Annotated in this window: 15 protein-coding genes; 10 read left to right on the plus strand and 5 right to left on the minus strand. The window is 64.8% G+C overall.

Annotated features, from left to right (window positions below):
• The 4 genes from ACMAUO_RS13650 to ACMAUO_RS13665 form a co-directional block, all read right to left on the minus strand.
• Complete coding sequence (locus tag ACMAUO_RS13650; protein WP_420357530.1) at window positions 1-465, minus strand: nuclear transport factor 2 family protein; 465 nt, start codon at window positions 463-465, stop codon at window positions 1-3.
• 80 nt (window positions 466-545) lie between these two features.
• On the minus strand, window positions 546-1,670 hold the full coding sequence (locus tag ACMAUO_RS13655) for a phytanoyl-CoA dioxygenase family protein (protein ID WP_420357531.1): 1,125 nt from the start codon (window positions 1,668-1,670) through the stop codon (window positions 546-548).
• A gap of 230 nt (window positions 1,671-1,900) precedes the next feature.
• On the minus strand, window positions 1,901-3,997 hold the full coding sequence (locus ACMAUO_RS13660) for a putative bifunctional diguanylate cyclase/phosphodiesterase (RefSeq protein WP_420357532.1): 2,097 nt from the start codon (window positions 3,995-3,997) through the stop codon (window positions 1,901-1,903).
• 259 nt (window positions 3,998-4,256) lie between these two features.
• A complete protein-coding gene (locus tag ACMAUO_RS13665; RefSeq protein WP_420357533.1) occupies window positions 4,257-5,579 on the minus strand; it encodes an FAD/NAD(P)-binding protein in 1,323 nt (440 codons plus the stop codon).
• 848 nt (window positions 5,580-6,427) lie between these two features.
• On the opposite strand from ACMAUO_RS13665, the gene ACMAUO_RS13670 reads away from it, so the two are divergent.
• Together ACMAUO_RS13670 and ACMAUO_RS13675 are read left to right on the plus strand one after the other, a co-directional pair.
• Window positions 6,428-8,167, plus strand: coding sequence for a glycoside hydrolase family 68 protein (locus ACMAUO_RS13670; RefSeq protein WP_420357534.1), 1,740 nt, complete (start codon window positions 6,428-6,430; stop codon window positions 8,165-8,167).
• Between the two features lie 77 nt (window positions 8,168-8,244).
• Complete coding sequence (locus ACMAUO_RS13675) at window positions 8,245-9,849, plus strand: glycoside hydrolase family 32 protein (protein ID WP_420357535.1); 1,605 nt, start codon at window positions 8,245-8,247, stop codon at window positions 9,847-9,849.
• An 11-nt stretch (window positions 9,850-9,860) separates the two neighbouring features.
• Here ACMAUO_RS13675 and ACMAUO_RS13680 read toward each other — a convergent pair whose 3' ends face one another.
• On the minus strand, window positions 9,861-10,271 hold the full coding sequence (locus tag ACMAUO_RS13680; RefSeq protein ID WP_420357536.1) for a lytic transglycosylase domain-containing protein: 411 nt from the start codon (window positions 10,269-10,271) through the stop codon (window positions 9,861-9,863).
• Between the two features lie 80 nt (window positions 10,272-10,351).
• Here ACMAUO_RS13680 and gspG point away from each other — a divergent pair, with 80 nt between their 5' ends.
• From gspG to ACMAUO_RS13720, 8 genes are read left to right on the plus strand one after another with little or no spacing between them, the layout of a single operon-like run.
• On the plus strand, window positions 10,352-10,789 hold the full coding sequence (gspG, locus tag ACMAUO_RS13685) for a type II secretion system major pseudopilin GspG (protein WP_420357537.1): 438 nt from the start codon (window positions 10,352-10,354) through the stop codon (window positions 10,787-10,789).
• Between the two features lie 10 nt (window positions 10,790-10,799).
• Window positions 10,800-11,573, plus strand: a complete 774-nt coding sequence (locus ACMAUO_RS13690; RefSeq protein WP_420357538.1) for a prepilin peptidase — start codon at window positions 10,800-10,802, stop codon at window positions 11,571-11,573.
• Window positions 11,566-13,278 carry a GspE/PulE family protein gene (locus ACMAUO_RS13695; protein ID WP_420357539.1) on the plus strand — a complete coding sequence of 571 codons (1,713 nt, stop codon included), beginning with the start codon at window positions 11,566-11,568 and terminating at the stop codon, window positions 13,276-13,278. Before ACMAUO_RS13690 ends, ACMAUO_RS13695 begins: the two co-directional genes overlap by 8 nt.
• Window positions 13,279-13,293: 15 nt before the next feature.
• The gene (locus ACMAUO_RS13700) at window positions 13,294-14,514 is read left to right on the plus strand and encodes a type II secretion system F family protein (protein WP_420357540.1); all 1,221 of its coding nucleotides are present in this window, start codon (window positions 13,294-13,296) and stop codon (window positions 14,512-14,514) included.
• Window positions 14,504-14,932, plus strand: coding sequence for a pilus assembly FimT family protein (locus tag ACMAUO_RS13705; RefSeq protein ID WP_420357541.1), 429 nt, complete (start codon window positions 14,504-14,506; stop codon window positions 14,930-14,932). Before ACMAUO_RS13700 ends, ACMAUO_RS13705 begins: the two co-directional genes overlap by 11 nt.
• Window positions 14,929-15,345, plus strand: coding sequence for a type IV pilus modification PilV family protein (locus ACMAUO_RS13710; protein ID WP_420357542.1), 417 nt, complete (start codon window positions 14,929-14,931; stop codon window positions 15,343-15,345). The genes ACMAUO_RS13705 and ACMAUO_RS13710 overlap by 4 nt, the downstream gene beginning before the upstream one ends.
• On the plus strand, window positions 15,342-15,932 hold the full coding sequence (locus ACMAUO_RS13715; protein ID WP_420357543.1) for a prepilin-type N-terminal cleavage/methylation domain-containing protein: 591 nt from the start codon (window positions 15,342-15,344) through the stop codon (window positions 15,930-15,932). Before ACMAUO_RS13710 ends, ACMAUO_RS13715 begins: the two co-directional genes overlap by 4 nt.
• Before the next feature lie 25 nt (window positions 15,933-15,957).
• Entirely contained in the window at window positions 15,958-16,995 is a 1,038-nt protein-coding gene (locus tag ACMAUO_RS13720) for a PilN domain-containing protein (RefSeq protein ID WP_420357544.1), read from the plus strand.
• Window positions 16,996-17,011: the final 16 nt, after the last annotated feature.

A 17,011-nucleotide genomic window follows, 5' to 3' on the forward strand; every position in this document is an offset into this window, starting at 1 on the left:
TCACAATCCAAGTTCGCTGAGCGACGGATGATCGTCGGGCCGCCTGCCGGACGGCCAGCGGAATTTTCGGTCTTCCGCCCGGATTGCCAGGTCGTTGATCGAGGCGATCCGCCGACGCATCAACCCGTCCTCGCCGAATTCCCAGTTCTCGTTGCCGTAGGAGCGAAACCACTGGCCGCCGACATCATGCCATTCATAGGCAAAACGAACGGCCATCCGGTCGTCGGCATAGGTCCAGACTTCCTTGATCAGCCGATAATCCTGCTCCCGCTCCCACTTGCGGCGCAGGAACGCCACGATCTGCTCGCGCCCCTGAATGAACTCGGCCCGGTTCCGCCACCGGCAATCCGGCGTATAGGCCAGCGACACGCGCTGCGGGTCACGGCTGTTCCATGCGTCTTCGGCCAGTCGGGCCTTCAGCCGCGCCGTTTCGGCCGTGAAGGGAGGAAATGGTGGAAGAGGCATTGCATTCTTCCCTGCACTGACCTGTACCGAACAGAAATATGTGCCTGATCCGCTACAGAAGATCCACCCCGGAAGCAAGCCTACCGGTGCACGAGCCGCCGGAGCAAATGCGCGGTCGCCTGTCCGAACCAACCCGGCACGCCGGGGGCAATGCGCAGCATCTCATGCCCCCCCACGTCGCGGTCGAATGCGCCGACATCGCCCCGCTTCCGCCAGACATGCACCCCGAACCCGCTTTCCTCCAGCCAATCATGGAACGCCCAGACCACGGCCGCACGACGCCGCCCGATCGCCCGGATACGCCACAGGTCAATCAGGGGCGCAAAGAAAGGGTTGCCCCGTTCATACGCCCATATCTCCACCCGGAGACCGGGCTGCGTGCTGGCGCCGCGCGCATGGAAGCCGCCGGTGTCGGCGACGATCAGCGTATTGGCGGGCACGGCCACGGCGCGCGGGGCCGCATAGCCCATGGCTGCGATCGCTTCCGCATCGACACGGAAAGATCCCCGTCCGCTCAGACGATCACCGGAGCCGGCCGCCTCCAGGCTCATGCGCTTTTCCCAGGCCCGCCGCGCCGGATTCAGCCGGTGCGACCCGGGAACGTACACAAAGGGGCCACCCTCTTCCGCCGTCTCGGTCAGGGTGAACCATGCCTTGACGGTAGGGTGGAACGTATCGGCATGAAGCTGAAGCTGCGGATCGGCGTCGCCGGTAACGGCATGGGGCAGAATCGTCTGGATATAATATAGCGGCTCACAATCCCGGCTGCCGGCCAGCCGGATCAGCCGGCCCAGAAGCGGCAGGTCCAGCAACCGCCGCACGCCGGGCATGCGGGCCAGGGCCCCAGGCTCCAGCGCGATGCGGCGCGTCACCGTGTCGCCCTGAATGGTCTCGCGCGCGTCACCGCGATATTGCCGGACGTCCTCCAGAAGCTGCCTGAACGCCCCCGCCGGCAGGAAATCGCGGATAACGACAAACCCGTCGCGATCGAACTCCGCAAGCAGATGCGAAGGAACCCCGCGCCTGAGCCGGCGCCGGCGCCAGGCGGCAGCCCGATGGGCCAGGCTCTGGCGCACCACGTGCAGACCCGTCTCATTCAGCCGGCGGCTGCCGATCAGGGGATTGTCGCGAAAGGATTTCGCACCAGTGAAAAGCTGAAATGCCCACACGGGATAGGTCAGAACAGTCTTGATGGTCTTATGCATGACGTCCGGTCGGCCATAACGGCGAAGGAACGCTCTCCGCCCCCTGAAGTTGCAGCCTCGCCGCAACACGCCACATGTAGGAGAAATGTAATAACATCATCAGAATACGATGCAAAATCGCACGGTAATTCATTCAAATCATGAAAGAAAATTTCACCGGTAAAACATAGCATCCCGAACAGGAAGCCGGCAAGGTCCCGCCCTTCCCGCTCACCAGCCCGACTTTCCGGTCAGACACCCAGACACGACAAGAGTTCCTCCACCGGTCGAGGCCGCGCGAACAGATAGCCCTGAACCTCGTCGCAGCCCATCCCGGCAAGAAGCCGGTGCTGTTCGTCCGTCTCCACGCCTTCGGCCGTGACACACAGATCCAGCGAGTGGGCAAGGCCGAGAATGGTCTGCGTGACCTTGAGGACCTTGGCCTGCGACATCGCCTGGACAAATCCGCAATCGATCTTGATCTTGCTGAATGGAAAGGACCAGAGATATTTCAGCGAGGAATAGCCGGTCCCAAAATCGTCCAGCACCAGCCGGCAACCGATCTCGACCAGCCTGCGCAGCGCGGCCTGATTCGATTTTTCATTTTTCAGGAAAGACGTTTCGGTAATCTCGATTTCCAGCCGATGCGCCGGCAGCCCGGTCTGCCGCAAGGTTCTCATCACCATGTCGGGAAAGGCCGCGTCGCCGAGCTGGATCGGCGACACGTTCACCGCCACCCTCAAGCCGGCCGGCCAGGTCGCCGCCTCCCGGCAGGCAGCCTGCAGAACCCGTTGCCCCAGCGTGTGGATCAGCCCGTTCTGCTCGGCCAGCGCGATGAACCGGTCCGGCATGATCAGCCCATGCACCGGGTGGCGCCAGCGCACCAGGGCCTCGCAACTCATCACCTGGCGGCCCGTGCGATCGTAGATCGGCTGAAAATGCACGGTCAGGGCATCGGTCGCCAGCGCATCGCGCAGTTCCCCGGTCAGGATCGCGGCACTCCTCACCTCTTCGCTCAACGTGGCCTGAAACTGCGCGAAGCGGTTTCGCCCCTGGGCCTTCGCGCGATACATCGCCATGTCCGCGTGCTGCAGCAGGGTCTCCGCACTGTCGGCATCTTCGGGAAAACGGGCGGACCCGATGCTGGCCCCGATCACGATCCGCTTGTCGCCCACCTGATAGGGCGCGCTCAGCGACGCCAGAAGCGGCGTCATCCGCCCGTCGATTTCCGACGGCGAGGCGATATTGGGCCATAGAATGGCGAATTCATCCCCGCCGAGGCGCGCAATCAGGTCGCCGGGCCGGCTGTGGTCGCGCAGCCGGCCTGCCACCAGGCGCAGCAGGGCGTCCCCCGCAGCATGGCCATGGACATCATTCACGGTCTTGAAATAATCAAGGTCGATATAGAACAGAACACCATGCCTGTTCTCGCCGCACAACGCCTCCAGCCGCGTGCTGAACAGCCGGCGATTGCACAGGTCGGTCACCTTGTCATAATGGGCCAGCCGCTCGATCTGCCGCTCGTTATCCCGGTAAACCGTCACGTCATCAAAAACATACAGATCCCACAGCGGCGTTCCCGACTGATCGGCAATCAGCAGGCGATTGATGATCAGGTCCCGCCGGTTTCCCTGCGGGTCGTCCAGGGAACATTCCATGGTCGCCTGCCCGTCATCCGCCGGCACCGCATCCGTCATGCACGATGCCATGCCGATCGTCCTTTCAGACAGGGCGGAGTCCCCGAACAGCTTTGCCGCGCGGTTCATCAGAATGACGTCCCCATCCACGACCGACTGGACGATCAGCGGCGACGGCACATTCTGGACGATCCGGTCGATGAACAGCTTGTCACGCAGGATCTTCTCGTTCGCCTCATGGAGCCTGTCCGTCGCCATGCGCAGTTCGGAGAGCGCCGTCTGCTTGGCGGCATGCGCGTGACGGACCAGATCGATGGCCGATCCCACCCCCAGGCAGATCCCGCGCTCGACGACGATGAAGCCAAGCAGGAGTTCCGACGGGTTCGCCCCCAGGGCCCGCGGCAGAAAGTCCGCCACCAGCACGTCGGCCTCCACGATGGTCGGGCGCGGGTCCATCAGCAGCGTGACCGGGCGCCGATGGTAGACCGAATATCCGTACTGCCCAGCCATCCGCACATGAAAGGTATGGCGGTCGACCAGCCCCAGCGCGCGCCCGCCCTGATCGACGATCACAACATACAGCAGGTCGGGATCACTCTCGAAATACTGCATGGCATCCCCACCGACGGCCGTTTCCGGCAGGATGGGCACCACGGCCGCGATATCGCGCATCGTCTGCGCGGCCACCGCACCATTCTCCAGCATCGTCATCGTGGAACCTTCAAATGCATTCGCGGTGAATTACAGCATCGGCATTCAAAGAATAAAAAAATATAGAGCATTCATGCCGTCAATTATGCAGATCCGATCTGAACAAGAATTTTTTATTTCGGCCACCCTACCATGATCATCAGGCCAGGATATCACCCGGACGGTTCGATGGCCTCCTGTTATATATCGCAACCGACGATTTTATTGTCCACTCTTTCACGCCCGATACCCGCCGGTGCCGCCCGCGCGACAGCGCCGCTTACGAACACATCCCTGTCAGATAAAGCGCCAGATCGCGGGCCTGCTGCCGGATCTCGGGAATCGCCGTCGTTTCGAACAGGGTCCCGGCCCGCATCGGCCCGATCCCGTACAGCACGCGCGAACACGCGCCGGACGCACTCTCTAGCGCGCCGTGCGCATCAGTCGCCAGCGTCGCCCCCATATCCCCGGCAACCGCGTGTCCGTCCACAAACAGCGTCCGCAGCAGCGGAGAATCGACCCGCCGGTAGTCGGTGACCGGCCCCGTGCAGTTGATGACGCATGAGGCGGCCAGGCTCTCCGTTCCCCGTGATGTCACGATCGTCAGTCGCGCGACACCGTCCGAGATATCCAGGTCCCGCACATGCCCCCGGCGGACGGCCAGATGACCCGACCGCCGCTCCCGCTCCACCTGTTCGGCGATGGATGGCGCCATGCGATGGCGCGCAACGCTCCAGTAATGAAAGAGATGCCGCCTGAACCGCGCCTTGTCGCCTGCCGGCAGGCGCGCCCATAGCGTGTTGCTGGTCCCGCGCAGGCTGTCGATGGCCGCCCGCCACGGCGCCCCACCCCGCACGGCCTCGCGGAACGCCCTCAGATAGGCACGGGCGGAAGGCGTCGTCCCTTCCGGCACGACAGGCCGCGCACACGGGTCGCAGGCCGCATGCCCCAGGCTCAGCAGACCGTGCCGCGACACCATGGTCACCGGCCCGCGATGCCCGTTCTCCCGCAGGCGCAGCACCATATCCACCGACGTCAGCCCGGTCCCGATCAGCACGACCGGCGCATCACGATCGGACGGCAGCGCAAAATCACGCCACGGATCGCGATGATAGAGGCCCGCCGACAGCGCTTCGGCACTGATACGCGGCAGGTCGACCGGCGGAAAATGTCCCAATGCCAGCACGACGCGCCCGGCCCGAACGCTCCCACCGTCGGCCAAGGCGACCGATGCCTCATCACCCTCCACCGTCAATCCCACCGCACCCTGCCGGCAATGAACAGCGCCCGACCGGGCCGCCAAGGAACGGAGATAGCGCCCATAGACCATGCGCGGCGCGAACACGCCCGCATCGGCCGACGGATCGTGTTCCCGCCGCAGCCAGTCCAGAAAATGACCAGGCGCATCGGGAAAGGCGCTCATGTTCCCCGCGCGCACATTCAGCAGATGACGGGGGCTATGCGTCGCATAGGCAATGCCCAGACCCAGTTCGGCCCGGGGCTCCATCACCACCAGCTTCGGCGGATTGACCTGTTGCGCCAGATGGATCGCCGCCAATGCGCCACTCGCTCCGCCTCCGACGATTGCGACCGTCCCGGTCATGGCCGCACCCCTCAGCCCTGGCAACAGCGGCAGGACCAGCCGCGCATGGTCGTCTTCATGATGTCACATCCCCGCTCCATTCAGCCCTTCTTCGCAGATCCCACGCCGGCGCGGAAAGGATGGAGAGGGTAACGAATGATAACAGCGCAAGGTCGGTCCGGACGTGCCCGCAAAGGGCACAAGACTGCCTGACGCGATATTCCTGATCCGCACGGTTCAGTCCGGCAATCCCGTTCGGAATACAGGCCGTCTCCCGATCATACCCTGGACAGGCATCATGCCCGCTATTCCCTCGAAACTTGAGAATCGGACACCCTCCTGCCTTGACGGATCATGACCCCCGACACATGTGGCAGATGACGTGAGGCGTTCGCGGCAGCCCCGCCACGTTCCGCTCGCAGCGCCGGGTGGGAACTATGGGGTTCTTCCCATCGTTTCTCGGATATCCGTCGGAAGGTGGGGTCCTCCGACCACGGCCGCGATACATTCGAGGGTCCGACAGCCACGAATCCTGGCCTCGAAGGAAGAATAATAAAAAATAACATCGCCACAATTGAATTCCAAAAATTTGACGATTTTTTTCTTAAAAATTAACGGAAATGAAAATTTCTTCATAAAATATATTATCTGTATTATAAAATATTAATTTTTTGATTCTCAGTGACACAATTTTTCCATAAATTCGACATTAAATTAAATTTGACTCCTGTAACCAAAAAGTGATCTCCTCAGCCTTGCTCCCAAGGAAGAAAAACAAAAACTTTTTATAAATCAAATATTTGTTGAAAAAATACACTGTCATGAAGCGTCTCCTTCATCGAGCACGCTTCATGCGGAAGGAGGGTGATATGGCAAACATACGCCAGAAAAAGCCAGTATTCAGAATGGCCGTGGCCGGATCGCTGATCGCCGCCCTGGCCAGCCAGACAGCGTTCGCGCAATCAACGCCGGATGCCCGGCGAGAGGCCCTCCGTGTCGCCCCTCATCCGGGCATGATGCCCCATGCGGGCCGGATGTTCCCCGGGCGCTCGCTGGCGGGCGTGCCTGGCTTCCCACTGCCGACCATCCATACCCAACGCGCCTACGAGCCCGACGGAACTTTCACGGCGCGCTGGACGCGCGCCGACGCATTGCAGATCAAGGCGCATTCCAACCCATCGGTGCCGGCGGGGCAGAACTCATTGCCCGCGCAACTGATCATGCCTGATATTCCAGCAGATTTCCCAACGATCAATCCCGATGTCTGGGTATGGGACACCTGGACCCTGATCGACAAACACGCCAATCAGTTCAGCTATAACGGCTGGGAGGTCATCTTCTGCCTGACAGCGGACAAGAATGCCGGCTACGGCTTCGATGATCGCCACACCCATGCCCGCATCGGTTTCTTCTATCGCCGCGCCGGAATCCCGGTTTCCAGGCGCCCCGCGAACGGCGGCTGGATCTATGGCGGCCTCCTGATCCCCGAAGGCGCGCAGGAACAGGTCTTTACCGGCACCACCTACACGCTCACGGCGGAATGGTCGGGCTCGCTGCGCCTGCTGGACCCGAACGACAACAGGGTGTCGCTGTTCTACACCGACATGGCCTTCAACCGCGATGCGAGCGGCCAGGACATCACCCCCGCCCAGGCGGTCATCACCCAGAGCCTGGGGCGTATCCATGCCGATTTCAACCATGTCTGGTTCACCGGTTTTACCACCCATACGCCCCTGCTGCGTCCCGATGGCGTGCTGTACCAGAACGGCGCGCAGAACCCGTATTACAATTTCCGCGATCCGTTCACCTTCGAGGATCCGAAGCATCCCGGCGTGAACTACATGGTCTTCGAGGGCAATACCGCCAGCCAGCGCGGCACCCCGAACTGCACCGCCGAAGATCTGGGCTACCGCCCGAACGATCCGCACGCCGAAACCGTCCAGCAGGTGCTCGATAGCGGCGCCTATTACCAGGAAGCGGCGATCGGCCTGGCCGTGGCCGAAAATGCCTCGATGTCGAAATGGAAGTTCCTGACTCCCCTGATCTCGGCCAACTGCGTCAACGATCAGACCGAACGTCCGCAGATGTATATAAAGAACGGAAAATACTACATCTTCACCATCAGCCACCGCACGACCTACGCAGCGGGGATTGATGGGCCAGACGGCGTGTACGGTTTTGTCGGCAACGGCATCCGCAGCGACTTCCAGCCCATGAACTACGGCAGCGGCCTGGTGCTGGGCAACCCGACGGACCTCAACCAGGCGGCAGGCACCGATTATGATGCCAATCCGCAGCAGAATCCCCGGGCGTTCCAGTCCTACTCCCATTATGTGATGCCGGGTGGCCTGGTCGAATCCTTTATCGACACGGTCGAAAACCGTCGCGGCGGCACGCTGTCACCAACAGTTAAGGTAGCGATCCGCTCCGACGCCTCGATCGTCGATTTGCGCTACGGCAATGGCGGACTGGGCGGCTATGGCGATATCCCCGCCAACCGTGCGGCCATCAATGTTCGTGCCTTCATCCAGGATCTGATCGGGCAGAATATCTCGATCCGGTCGAACACGACCGGCCAGGTCAACAGTTTCGTCAACACGAACCAATGATCCCAGGCCAGGCCGGCCTTTCCGGGGCAATCCCGGAAGGGCCGGCCATCCGGTTCCTGAGAGCCATGCCACAGAAGATGAAAAGATCCGATCAGACAGTCCCGCTGGATACGGCCCGTCGATATCACGGGCTGGCAGCGGCATGCCTCGTTCTGATTCTTTCGTCCCACGCACAGGCGCAGGACCCAGCGACGCCCCAATGGCGGCCCGCACTGCATTTCTCACCGGCCGAGCACTGGATGAACGACCCGAACGGGCCATTCCTGCTCGATGGTACCTATCATCTTTTCTACCAGTATAATCCGGCCGGCATGGTCTGGGGGCCGATGTCCTGGGGGCACGCCACCAGCACCGATCTGCTGCACTGGCATGAGGAGAGCGTGGCCATCTCCTCCAGCCCGAACGAAGACATCTTTTCCGGCACGGTCGTCTATGACAGCCGGAACAGTTCAGGGCTGGGCAGCGCCTCCGCACCACCGCTGCTGGCCTTTCACACCTCGGTTTTCCACGGCAATCCCGCGCACCCCGACGGAACGCAAGCCCAATCCCTGTCCTACAGCCTGGATGGCGGCGCGCACTGGCGGTCCTACGAGCAGAATCCGATCCTGACCCTGGAGCCGGAATCCCGGCAGTTCCGCGATCCCTCGGTGGTCTGGTATCCGCAAGGCCAGTGCTGGATCATGACGACGGTGGTCGCCGATGCCCAACTGGTGAAGCTCTACCGCTCGACCGACCTGCTGCACTGGTCGTTCCTGAGCGATTTCCAGCCTTCCGGCTATCGCAAGCCCGGCATGTTGTGGGAAATGCCGCTCCTGATCCCCCTTTCCCTCGACGGCAACCCGCACGACCCACGCTGGGTGATGATCGTCAGCGTCAATCCCTGGAGCATCGCGGGCGGATCCGGCGTGCAATATTTCGTCGGCCGGTTCGACGGCACCCGCTTCACGCCCGACGCCCTGCCCCCCGAAGGCTCCGACCCCTCCGCCTATGACTGGCTGGATCACGGCGCCGACCAGTACGCGACAATCCGCTTCGCCAATACCGGCACGGAAGCACCACTGCTGATCGGATGGATGAGCAACTGGGATTACGCCTCCACGCTCCCCACCGCCCCCTGGCGCGGGCAGGCGACGCTCCCCGTCCAACTGGCCCTGAAGACGGTCGACGGGCACCCGACCCTGATCCAGACCCCAACCCCGACCTATGAAGAGCTGATACGCCGACAGGGCATCGCCGCGTTCGCCGACCGGGACCTCGGCTCCAGCCAGACCTGGCGCGTCCCCCTGGTCGGCGACGTGCTCGATATCCGCGTCACGCTGCATCGGGGCGACGCGGTACGCGCCGGCATCGTGGTGCGACAGAGTCCGGACGGCAGGACGGGAACCGTCATCAGCTACGATTTCACCACGGGAAATCTCACGCTCGATCGCAGCCACTCCGGCGAAGTAGCATTTTCGCCCCGTTTCAGCCTGACGCATATCGCCCACCTGTCCGCGCCCGATGGCGTGCTGTCGCTGCATCTGGTGGTCGACCGCAATTCGGTCGAACTCTTCGCCAATGGCGGCGCACTCCGCATGACCGACCTGGTCTTTCCCCCGGCGGGCAGCGACCGCGTATCGCTCTTTTCCGATGGCGGTCGCACGCACTTCACCGGAATCCGCATCTCGGCATCGGCCCGATGACCATCCGACCGTCATGGCCGCGCCGGCTGGAACAGGCGCCGCGCCCAGGCCAGCACCATCGCCTGGTAGGATTCGTTCAAAAGGACGGTATGAGAATGGTAATTGCCAACCGCCCGCATCAGGTCGCCGCGCGTTTCGTTCAGATACACGCGCATGATCGCCCCCGCCGCGCTGATATTATAGCAAGGCTGCTCCAGCAGATTCCGATAGACGACCTCCGGAGCGACATGGGTGAAACGGGCGATCGGATCGATCCAGCGCGTATTGACCTGCATGACGCCCAGATCGTCCGTACCGTTGGCGTTGTGATGCACCAGCCCGTTCCGCCCGGCCTCCACCGCCTGGATCGACGGCAGGATACGCGGCGGCAGATGGTACAGCGACGCCGCGAACACCATGCAGCCGACATATGCAATCGCCATGGCAGGGTCCGCCCCTTCCGTTCCGGATGCCGGCCCTGATGCGGCGGCCTCGTTCCATATCACAGCAAAGCGGGCTCAAGATGCCGAAATCTGCTCCCCTCTCTCTCTCCCGCCGTGATGAAGGCTTCACCCTTCTCGAACTGCTGGTGGTGATCGCGATCCTCGGCCTCCTGATCGGCCTGGTCGCACCGGCCGCGCTGCGCCAGTTGGGCGGCGCCCGCAATTCGGTCGCCCACCAGTCGATCCAACGGCTGGGCGAGGTGCTGGACCTGTACCGGCTCGACACAGGCAGCTATCCGGGCACTGAAGACGGACTGCACGCCCTGATCGCCCGACCGGCCAGCGCCGAGAACTGGAACGGCCCCTACGTAAAGGACGGCACCGACCCGCTGGATCCCTGGCATCACCCCTACATCTATCGCAATCCGTCCGACCGGCCGGGGCATGATTATGATCTGTGCTCGGCAGGCTCCAGCGGCAACACCGCCGATCGCGCCACGATGATCTGCAATCCCTGACGCACCGCCGATGCTGCTGTCCCCTTCCCTGCCGCTGGTACTGGCGCCTTTCATCGGGTCGTTCCTGGGCGTACTGGCCTGGCGCATGCCCCGCGCCGAACCCGTGATTCTGGCACGCTCGGCCTGTCCCCGCTGCGGCACCAGGCTGACGGCATGGGAACTGGTGCCCCTGCTCAGCTATCTGGCGCAGAAGGGCCGTTGCCGCACCTGCCGCGCTCCGATCGACCGTTTCCACCCGGCCATGGAAATCCTCGCCCTGGCAATCGCCGCCCTGACCGTGCTGGCAACCTGGCAGGGCGGCGCGCCGGGGCCACTCGCGGCGGCGGCTGTCTGGCGCGGTTGCCTGTTCGGCTGGTGGCTGCTGGTCCTCGCCGCGATCGACCTCCGGACGTTCCGCCTGCCCGATATCCTGACCCTGCCGCTGACGGCAGCGGGACTGATCCTGGCCGCAACGAACGGATGGGCCATGGTCCTGACGCACGCCACGGCAGCCCTGCTGGGCTACGGCATCTTCACCACCCTCGCACTGTCCTACCGCCGCCTGCGCGGCCATGATGGCCTGGGGCTGGGCGACGCGAAACTGCTGGCGGCCGGCGGAGCATGGCTGGGGCCGGCCGCGCTGCCGATGGTGGTGTGCGGGGCGGCGCTCCTGACACTGGGCGCCGTCCTCGTCACCACGCGCGGCAGGATCAACCGCAACATGCCCATCCCCTTCGGCCCCGGCCTCGCCGCGTCGCTGTGGGGAACCTGGCTGTGGCAAACGGCTTACCCGTTCCATGGATAGTCCCATCAAGACCGATGGTCCCCCGGTGGCCGCGTCGGTCGACGACTTGGCCAGCCTGCTGGTCGCACGCGGACGCTGCGACCAGCGTGCCGTCGAACGCGCCCGCCGCGCGGCGGAGCAAAGTGGCGGGCGGCTCGACCAGATCCTGCTGCAACTGGGCCTGGTCTCGGAGCAGGAGATGGCACAGACCTACGCCGACCTGCTGCACATTCCCCTGGTGACACCCGACCACTACCCCGAGGAACCGGTGCTGGCGGACATACTCGGCGCCCGCTTCCTGCGCGACGCCCACGCGGTACCGCTGGCCGTGCGCGGCGATATCCTTTCACTGGTGCTACGCGACCCTCTGGACGGCTTCACGCCCGCGTCGATCGCGGCCGCCACCGGACTGCGCGTGGCCTGCCATGTCGGCGTGCCGATCGAACTGGAAGCAGCACTCGACCGGCTCTACCCCCGCGCCGAGGACACCGCCCCGCCCGAGGATCACGAAGCCCCGCTGGAGGACGACGCGGAACGCCTGAAGGACCTGGCCTCCGAGGCACCGGTCATCCGCCTGGTCAACCAGATCATCGGCCGCGCGGTGGAGAGTCACGCCTCCGACATCCATATCGAACCGTTCGCGGACAGGCTGCGCGTGCGCTACCGCTATGACGGCGTACTGCACGAGGTCGAGAGCCCACCGGCCCAACTGATCCCCGCCATCATCTCGCGCATCAAGATCATGGCCCGCCTGGACATCGCCGAACGGCGCCTGCCACAGGACGGACGAATCAAGCTGGCCGTCCGTGGCCACGAGATCGATTTCCGCGTCTCCACCATCCCCTCACTATACGGCGAGACGGTGGTGCTGCGCGTGCTCGACCGCTCCAGCGTCCGCTTCGACTACGCCACGCTGGGCCTGGCACCCGATATCGTCACCCGCATGCGTGCCCTGCTGGCGCAGCCGAACGGCATCGTGCTGGTCACCGGCCCGACCGGCTCGGGCAAGACCACAACGCTCTATACCGGCCTCGCGGACCTCAACACCGTCACGCGCAAGGTGGTCACGATCGAAGACCCGATCGAATACCAGCTGGACGGCATCAATCAGGTTCAGGTCCGCCCGCAGATCGGCCTGACCTTCGCCACCCTGCTGCGCTCCATCCTGCGTCAGGACCCCGACGTGATCATGGTGGGCGAAATCCGCGATATCGAAACCGCCCAGATCGCGGTGCAGGCGGCGCTGACCGGGCATCTCGTCCTGTCCACCCTGCACACCAATTCGGCCGCCGCCGCCATCATTCGCCTGCGCGACATGGGGGTAGAGGACTACCTGCTCACGGCAGTGCTGCGCGGCGTGCTGGCGCAACGGCTGGTCCGCCGGCTGTGCGACACCTGCAAGACGCCCTACGCCCCGCCGCCCGAACTGGTGGAACGGCTCGACCTGCGCCGCCTGGCCGGCGACACCCCCGTGACCCTGTTCCACGCCGTCGGCTGCGCCCGATGCCGCCACACAGGCTATAGCGGCCGCCAGACGATCGCCGAACTGCTGGAACCGGACGAGGCGATCGAGCGCCTGATCTTCTCGCGCAGCGATCACATGGCGATCGAGCGGGCGGCCATCGCCGCCGGCATGGTGCCGATCTTCACTGCCGGCCTGGCAGCCGCCCTGCGCGGCGAAACGACGATCGAAGACGTCACCCGCAGCGTCCGCGCCGGCACCTGACGGAGAGGCAATCGCATGGCCGAATTCGCCTACACCGCCGTCGACGCACAGGGCACGCTGATCCGCGGTACCCTTGAAGCCGAAACCGAAGGCGCGGTCCTGGCTACCCTGCGTCGTCAGGGCCACATCCCGATGCGGATCGGCGCCCCCGCACATTTCGCCCCGACAAGAGTGCTGGACGGCCTGACACTGCGCCGTCCCGACCTGCGCCGCGCGGAACTTGCGGCCATCACGCGCGAACTCGCGGTCATGCTGGGGGCCGGGCTGGATATCGACCGCGCCCTGCGCTTCCTGGCGGAAACCAGCCCTCGCCCGCGGGTGCGCCGCGTATTGGAGGGCGTGCGCACGATGGTCCGCGACGGCCGCGCCCTGCACGCGGCCATGGGCCACTATCCCGGCAGTTTCCCCCGCCTGTATCTCGGGATGGTCCGCGCGGCCGAAGCCACCGGCGACCTGGCGCCGACCATGGAGCGGCTGGCGCTGCTGCTGGAACGCGAACGGGCCCTGGCCACCACGGTACAGTCGGCGATGATCTATCCCGCCATCCTCACCCTGGCGGCCATCGGCTCGATTACCCTGCTACTGACCACCGTCCTCCCCCAGTTCACCCCCCTGTTCACCCAGAACGGCGTCACGCTGCCCGCCTCCACGCGGATGCTGCTCCGGGCAGGGAACTGGCTGGGTCATGACGGGCTGGCCATACCACCGGTCCTGCTGGTGCTCACCCTGCTGGGCCGCGCCCTCCTTCACCGCCCACCCATCCGGCTGAGGGTGGATCGCTGGCTGCTGGCCCTGCCGGTCGCCGGCCCCCTGATCGGCGAAATCCTGGCCGCCCGCTTCACCCGTATCCTGGGCACATTGCTGGAAAACGGCGTGCCGATCCTGACGGCGCTGGCCATCGTCCGCGAGGCCACCACCAACCGCGCCGCCATCGCCACGATCGACGCGGCAACGCAGAGCGCCAAGGCCGGATACGGACTGGCCACGACGCTGGAAGCCGCGGCGATCTTCCCTCGCCGCATGGTCCACCTGCTCCGGCTGGGCGAGGAAACGGCCCAGCTCGGCCCCATGGCGTTGCGCGCGGCCGACATTCACGAAGATCAGGCCCGCATCGCCATCCAGCGCCTGGTCGCGCTGCTGGTACCCGCGATCACCATCATCATGGGCCTGCTGGTGGCCGGGATCGTCTCCTCGCTGCTGCTGGCCATGCTGAGCCTGAACGATCTTGCACAATAAACGCCCCGCCCACCCCGGAGAGACCGGCTTCACACTGATCGAAATGATCGTGGTCGTCCTGATCCTGGGCCTGATCGGCACGATCATGATCGGGCGCGGACCGTTTCATTCGGTCACGCTGGATCTGCGCGGCTCGGCGCAGCAGATCGCGTCGGCCATGCGCGAGGCGAGGATGCTGGCGATCTATTCAGGCACCACACAAATCTTCACCATCGACGCGGCCAACCGGGATTACGGGCTGCAACAGGGCACCCGCCATGCCCTGCCCACGGGCGTATCGGTCGCCGGTCCCGCCCGCTTCGCCTTCCACCCCGACGGCAGCGCGACCGGCCCCGCGACCGCGCTGGTCGAAGGCGCCCGGCATGTCGTGCTGCGGATCAACTGGCTGACCGGCGCCGCCAGCGTGGAGGGGCCATGACCGCTCCCCATCAATCCGGCCAACAGGCCGGCTTCACCCTGATCGAAGTCCTGGTCGCCTTCGTCATCGTGACACTGGCACTGGCAGTCGCCTACCGAGGCATGCTGGACGGCGTCGCCGCCACGCAACTGTCCAACCGCATGCAGGATGCCCTCTCCCGCGCCCAGTCGCATATGGCAGCGATCGGCCACGGTATGCAGGTCGCGCCGCTGGAGCAGGATGGCGACGACGGCAGCGCTTTTCACTGGCATGTCCGGATCGCGCCCGCACAAACGGCAACCGGCACATCCTCCGGCCTGATGCTGTACCAGGTGCAGATCACCGAATCCTGGCCCGATCCCTCAACCGGTTCCGGTCGGCGGGCAGTCGCCCTCAGCACCCTGCGGCTGGCCACGCGGGCAGCCGGTCCATGACCGCCGCCGGCCGCCGACAAGCAGGGTTTACCCTGCTGGAAATCCTGATCGCGCTGGCGGTGCTCTCACTGGTGCTGCTGATCCTGCAACAGGGGTTCCAGACGGCGACGATACTGTTCGAACGCCAGCACGGCCTGCTGGCCTCCCAGGCCGAACTGGGCGCCGTCGATCGCCTGCTGCGCGGGCTGGTGACACGCGCCGATCCCGGAGCGGGCCGCGAAGGCCCCCTCTTCGTCGGGCAGGCGCACGGGCTGGTGCTGCGCGGCACGCTGCCGATCGCCCTGGGTGGCCAACCCGACACACAGGCCGACCTCCGCCTGTCGGTCGATGGCCGGCATCGCCTGCTCCTGATCTGGCTCCCTTATCGCCATGTGATCGCCCCTTCCGCACCCGAACGGCAGCAAACGCTGCTGACAAACGTTGCGGACCTGGAGTGCGCCTATTTCTCGAACGGACACTGGAACACGACATGGGAAGCCGACCACCTGCCGACATTGGTGCGCATCCGCATTCGCTTCCCCGACGGCGATCCCCGGCACTGGCCGGACATCGTCGCATCCCCCCTGCTGGACCCGATGCCGCAATAGCAACCGCCATCATGAAGCACCCCTCATGATCGGCAGGATTCTGTTCGCCTGGTGGTGGCGACAGATCCGCGGCCTGATCCCGGAACGAATCCGGCAGGCCCGACTGTCGTCCCGCCCCCGGCTGATCGCCGCATGGAACGGGCACGCGCTGGCCCTCTCGCTGGAACGGCAGGGCAATCACACGGCGCTGGGCACGCTCGGCCAGTCCGAAGCCGGCGATGCCGAAACGCAAGCCGCCTGCCAATCCGTCCTGTCAGGCCGAAGCCACCCGTCCGAGACGATCCTGCACCTGCCGCCCGGAATGGTCATGCAGCGCGAACTCACCCTGCCCGCCGCCACCGAACCCGATCTCGACGGCGTCCTGGCCTATGAGATGGACCGGCTGACCCCCTTTTCCGCCGACGCAATCTTTTACAGCCACGCCATCGTCCGGCGGGATGCCGCGCTGAATCAACTGCGCGTCCTGCTGTCGCTCACACTCCGCGCCCCCGTCACCCCGGCCCTGCGCCTGCTCGCACCGCTCGGCATCCAGCCGAACCATCTGGAAGACGCAACCCGATCGATACGCATCCCGCTGAAGACGACCCGATCGTCCTGGCGAAGCCTGAAAGACCCCCGGATCATGACAGCGACCGGAGCCACCCTGCTACCGGCAATGGTGATCGCACTTCTGTTCTGGCGCCAATCCACCGAACAGGCAGCCCTGTCGGCCCGGATCGCAGCCCTGCGTCCGGCGGCGATGGAGGCAACCATGCTCCGCCACCAGGCCGAGGATCGCCAGGCCGGCGAGACCGTGATCGCCGCCACACGCCGGCAATGGGGCGACCCGATGGCGGTGCTGGCGGCAACCACGCAGATGCTGCCCGACAACAGTTTCCTGACCGACCTGAGCCTCCGTCAGGGGCAACTGATCATCAGCGGCCAATCGCCCGAGGCCACGGGGCTGATTCAGGTCCTCAGCCGCACACCGGTCTTCCGCAACCCCGCCTTCGTCGCACCGGTCACCCGCATAACCGGCCGGAATACCAGCGCGTTCTCCATTCGCGTCGATGTCGGACAATGAACGGCCGGAGCATGAA

Origin of the sequence: Gluconacetobacter brunescens, assembly GCF_048695475.1 — a bacterium.
GTDB lineage: Bacteria > Pseudomonadota > Alphaproteobacteria > Acetobacterales > Acetobacteraceae > Gluconacetobacter.

Coding starts and splice junctions, on each gene's coding strand:
- ACMAUO_RS13720 (WP_420357544.1), top strand. CDS start 15,958: ATGATCGGCAGGATTCTGTTCGCCTGGTGGTGGCGACAGATCCGCGGC.
- ACMAUO_RS13670 (WP_420357534.1), top strand. CDS start 6,428: ATGGCAAACATACGCCAGAAAAAGCCAGTATTCAGAATGGCCGTGGCC.
- ACMAUO_RS13680 (WP_420357536.1), bottom strand. CDS start 10,271: ATGGCGATTGCATATGTCGGCTGCATGGTGTTCGCGGCGTCGCTGTAC.
- ACMAUO_RS13710 (WP_420357542.1), top strand. CDS start 14,929: ATGACCGCTCCCCATCAATCCGGCCAACAGGCCGGCTTCACCCTGATC.
- ACMAUO_RS13700 (WP_420357540.1), top strand. CDS start 13,294: ATGGCCGAATTCGCCTACACCGCCGTCGACGCACAGGGCACGCTGATC.
- ACMAUO_RS13665 (WP_420357533.1), bottom strand. CDS start 5,579: ATGACCGGGACGGTCGCAATCGTCGGAGGCGGAGCGAGTGGCGCATTG.
- gspG (WP_420357537.1), top strand. CDS start 10,352: ATGCCGAAATCTGCTCCCCTCTCTCTCTCCCGCCGTGATGAAGGCTTC.
- ACMAUO_RS13675 (WP_420357535.1), top strand. CDS start 8,245: ATGAAAAGATCCGATCAGACAGTCCCGCTGGATACGGCCCGTCGATAT.
- ACMAUO_RS13650 (WP_420357530.1), bottom strand. CDS start 465: ATGCCTCTTCCACCATTTCCTCCCTTCACGGCCGAAACGGCGCGGCTG.
- ACMAUO_RS13660 (WP_420357532.1), bottom strand. CDS start 3,997: ATGACGATGCTGGAGAATGGTGCGGTGGCCGCGCAGACGATGCGCGAT.
- ACMAUO_RS13690 (WP_420357538.1), top strand. CDS start 10,800: ATGCTGCTGTCCCCTTCCCTGCCGCTGGTACTGGCGCCTTTCATCGGG.
- ACMAUO_RS13655 (WP_420357531.1), bottom strand. CDS start 1,670: ATGCATAAGACCATCAAGACTGTTCTGACCTATCCCGTGTGGGCATTT.
- ACMAUO_RS13715 (WP_420357543.1), top strand. CDS start 15,342: ATGACCGCCGCCGGCCGCCGACAAGCAGGGTTTACCCTGCTGGAAATC.
- ACMAUO_RS13695 (WP_420357539.1), top strand. CDS start 11,566: ATGGATAGTCCCATCAAGACCGATGGTCCCCCGGTGGCCGCGTCGGTC.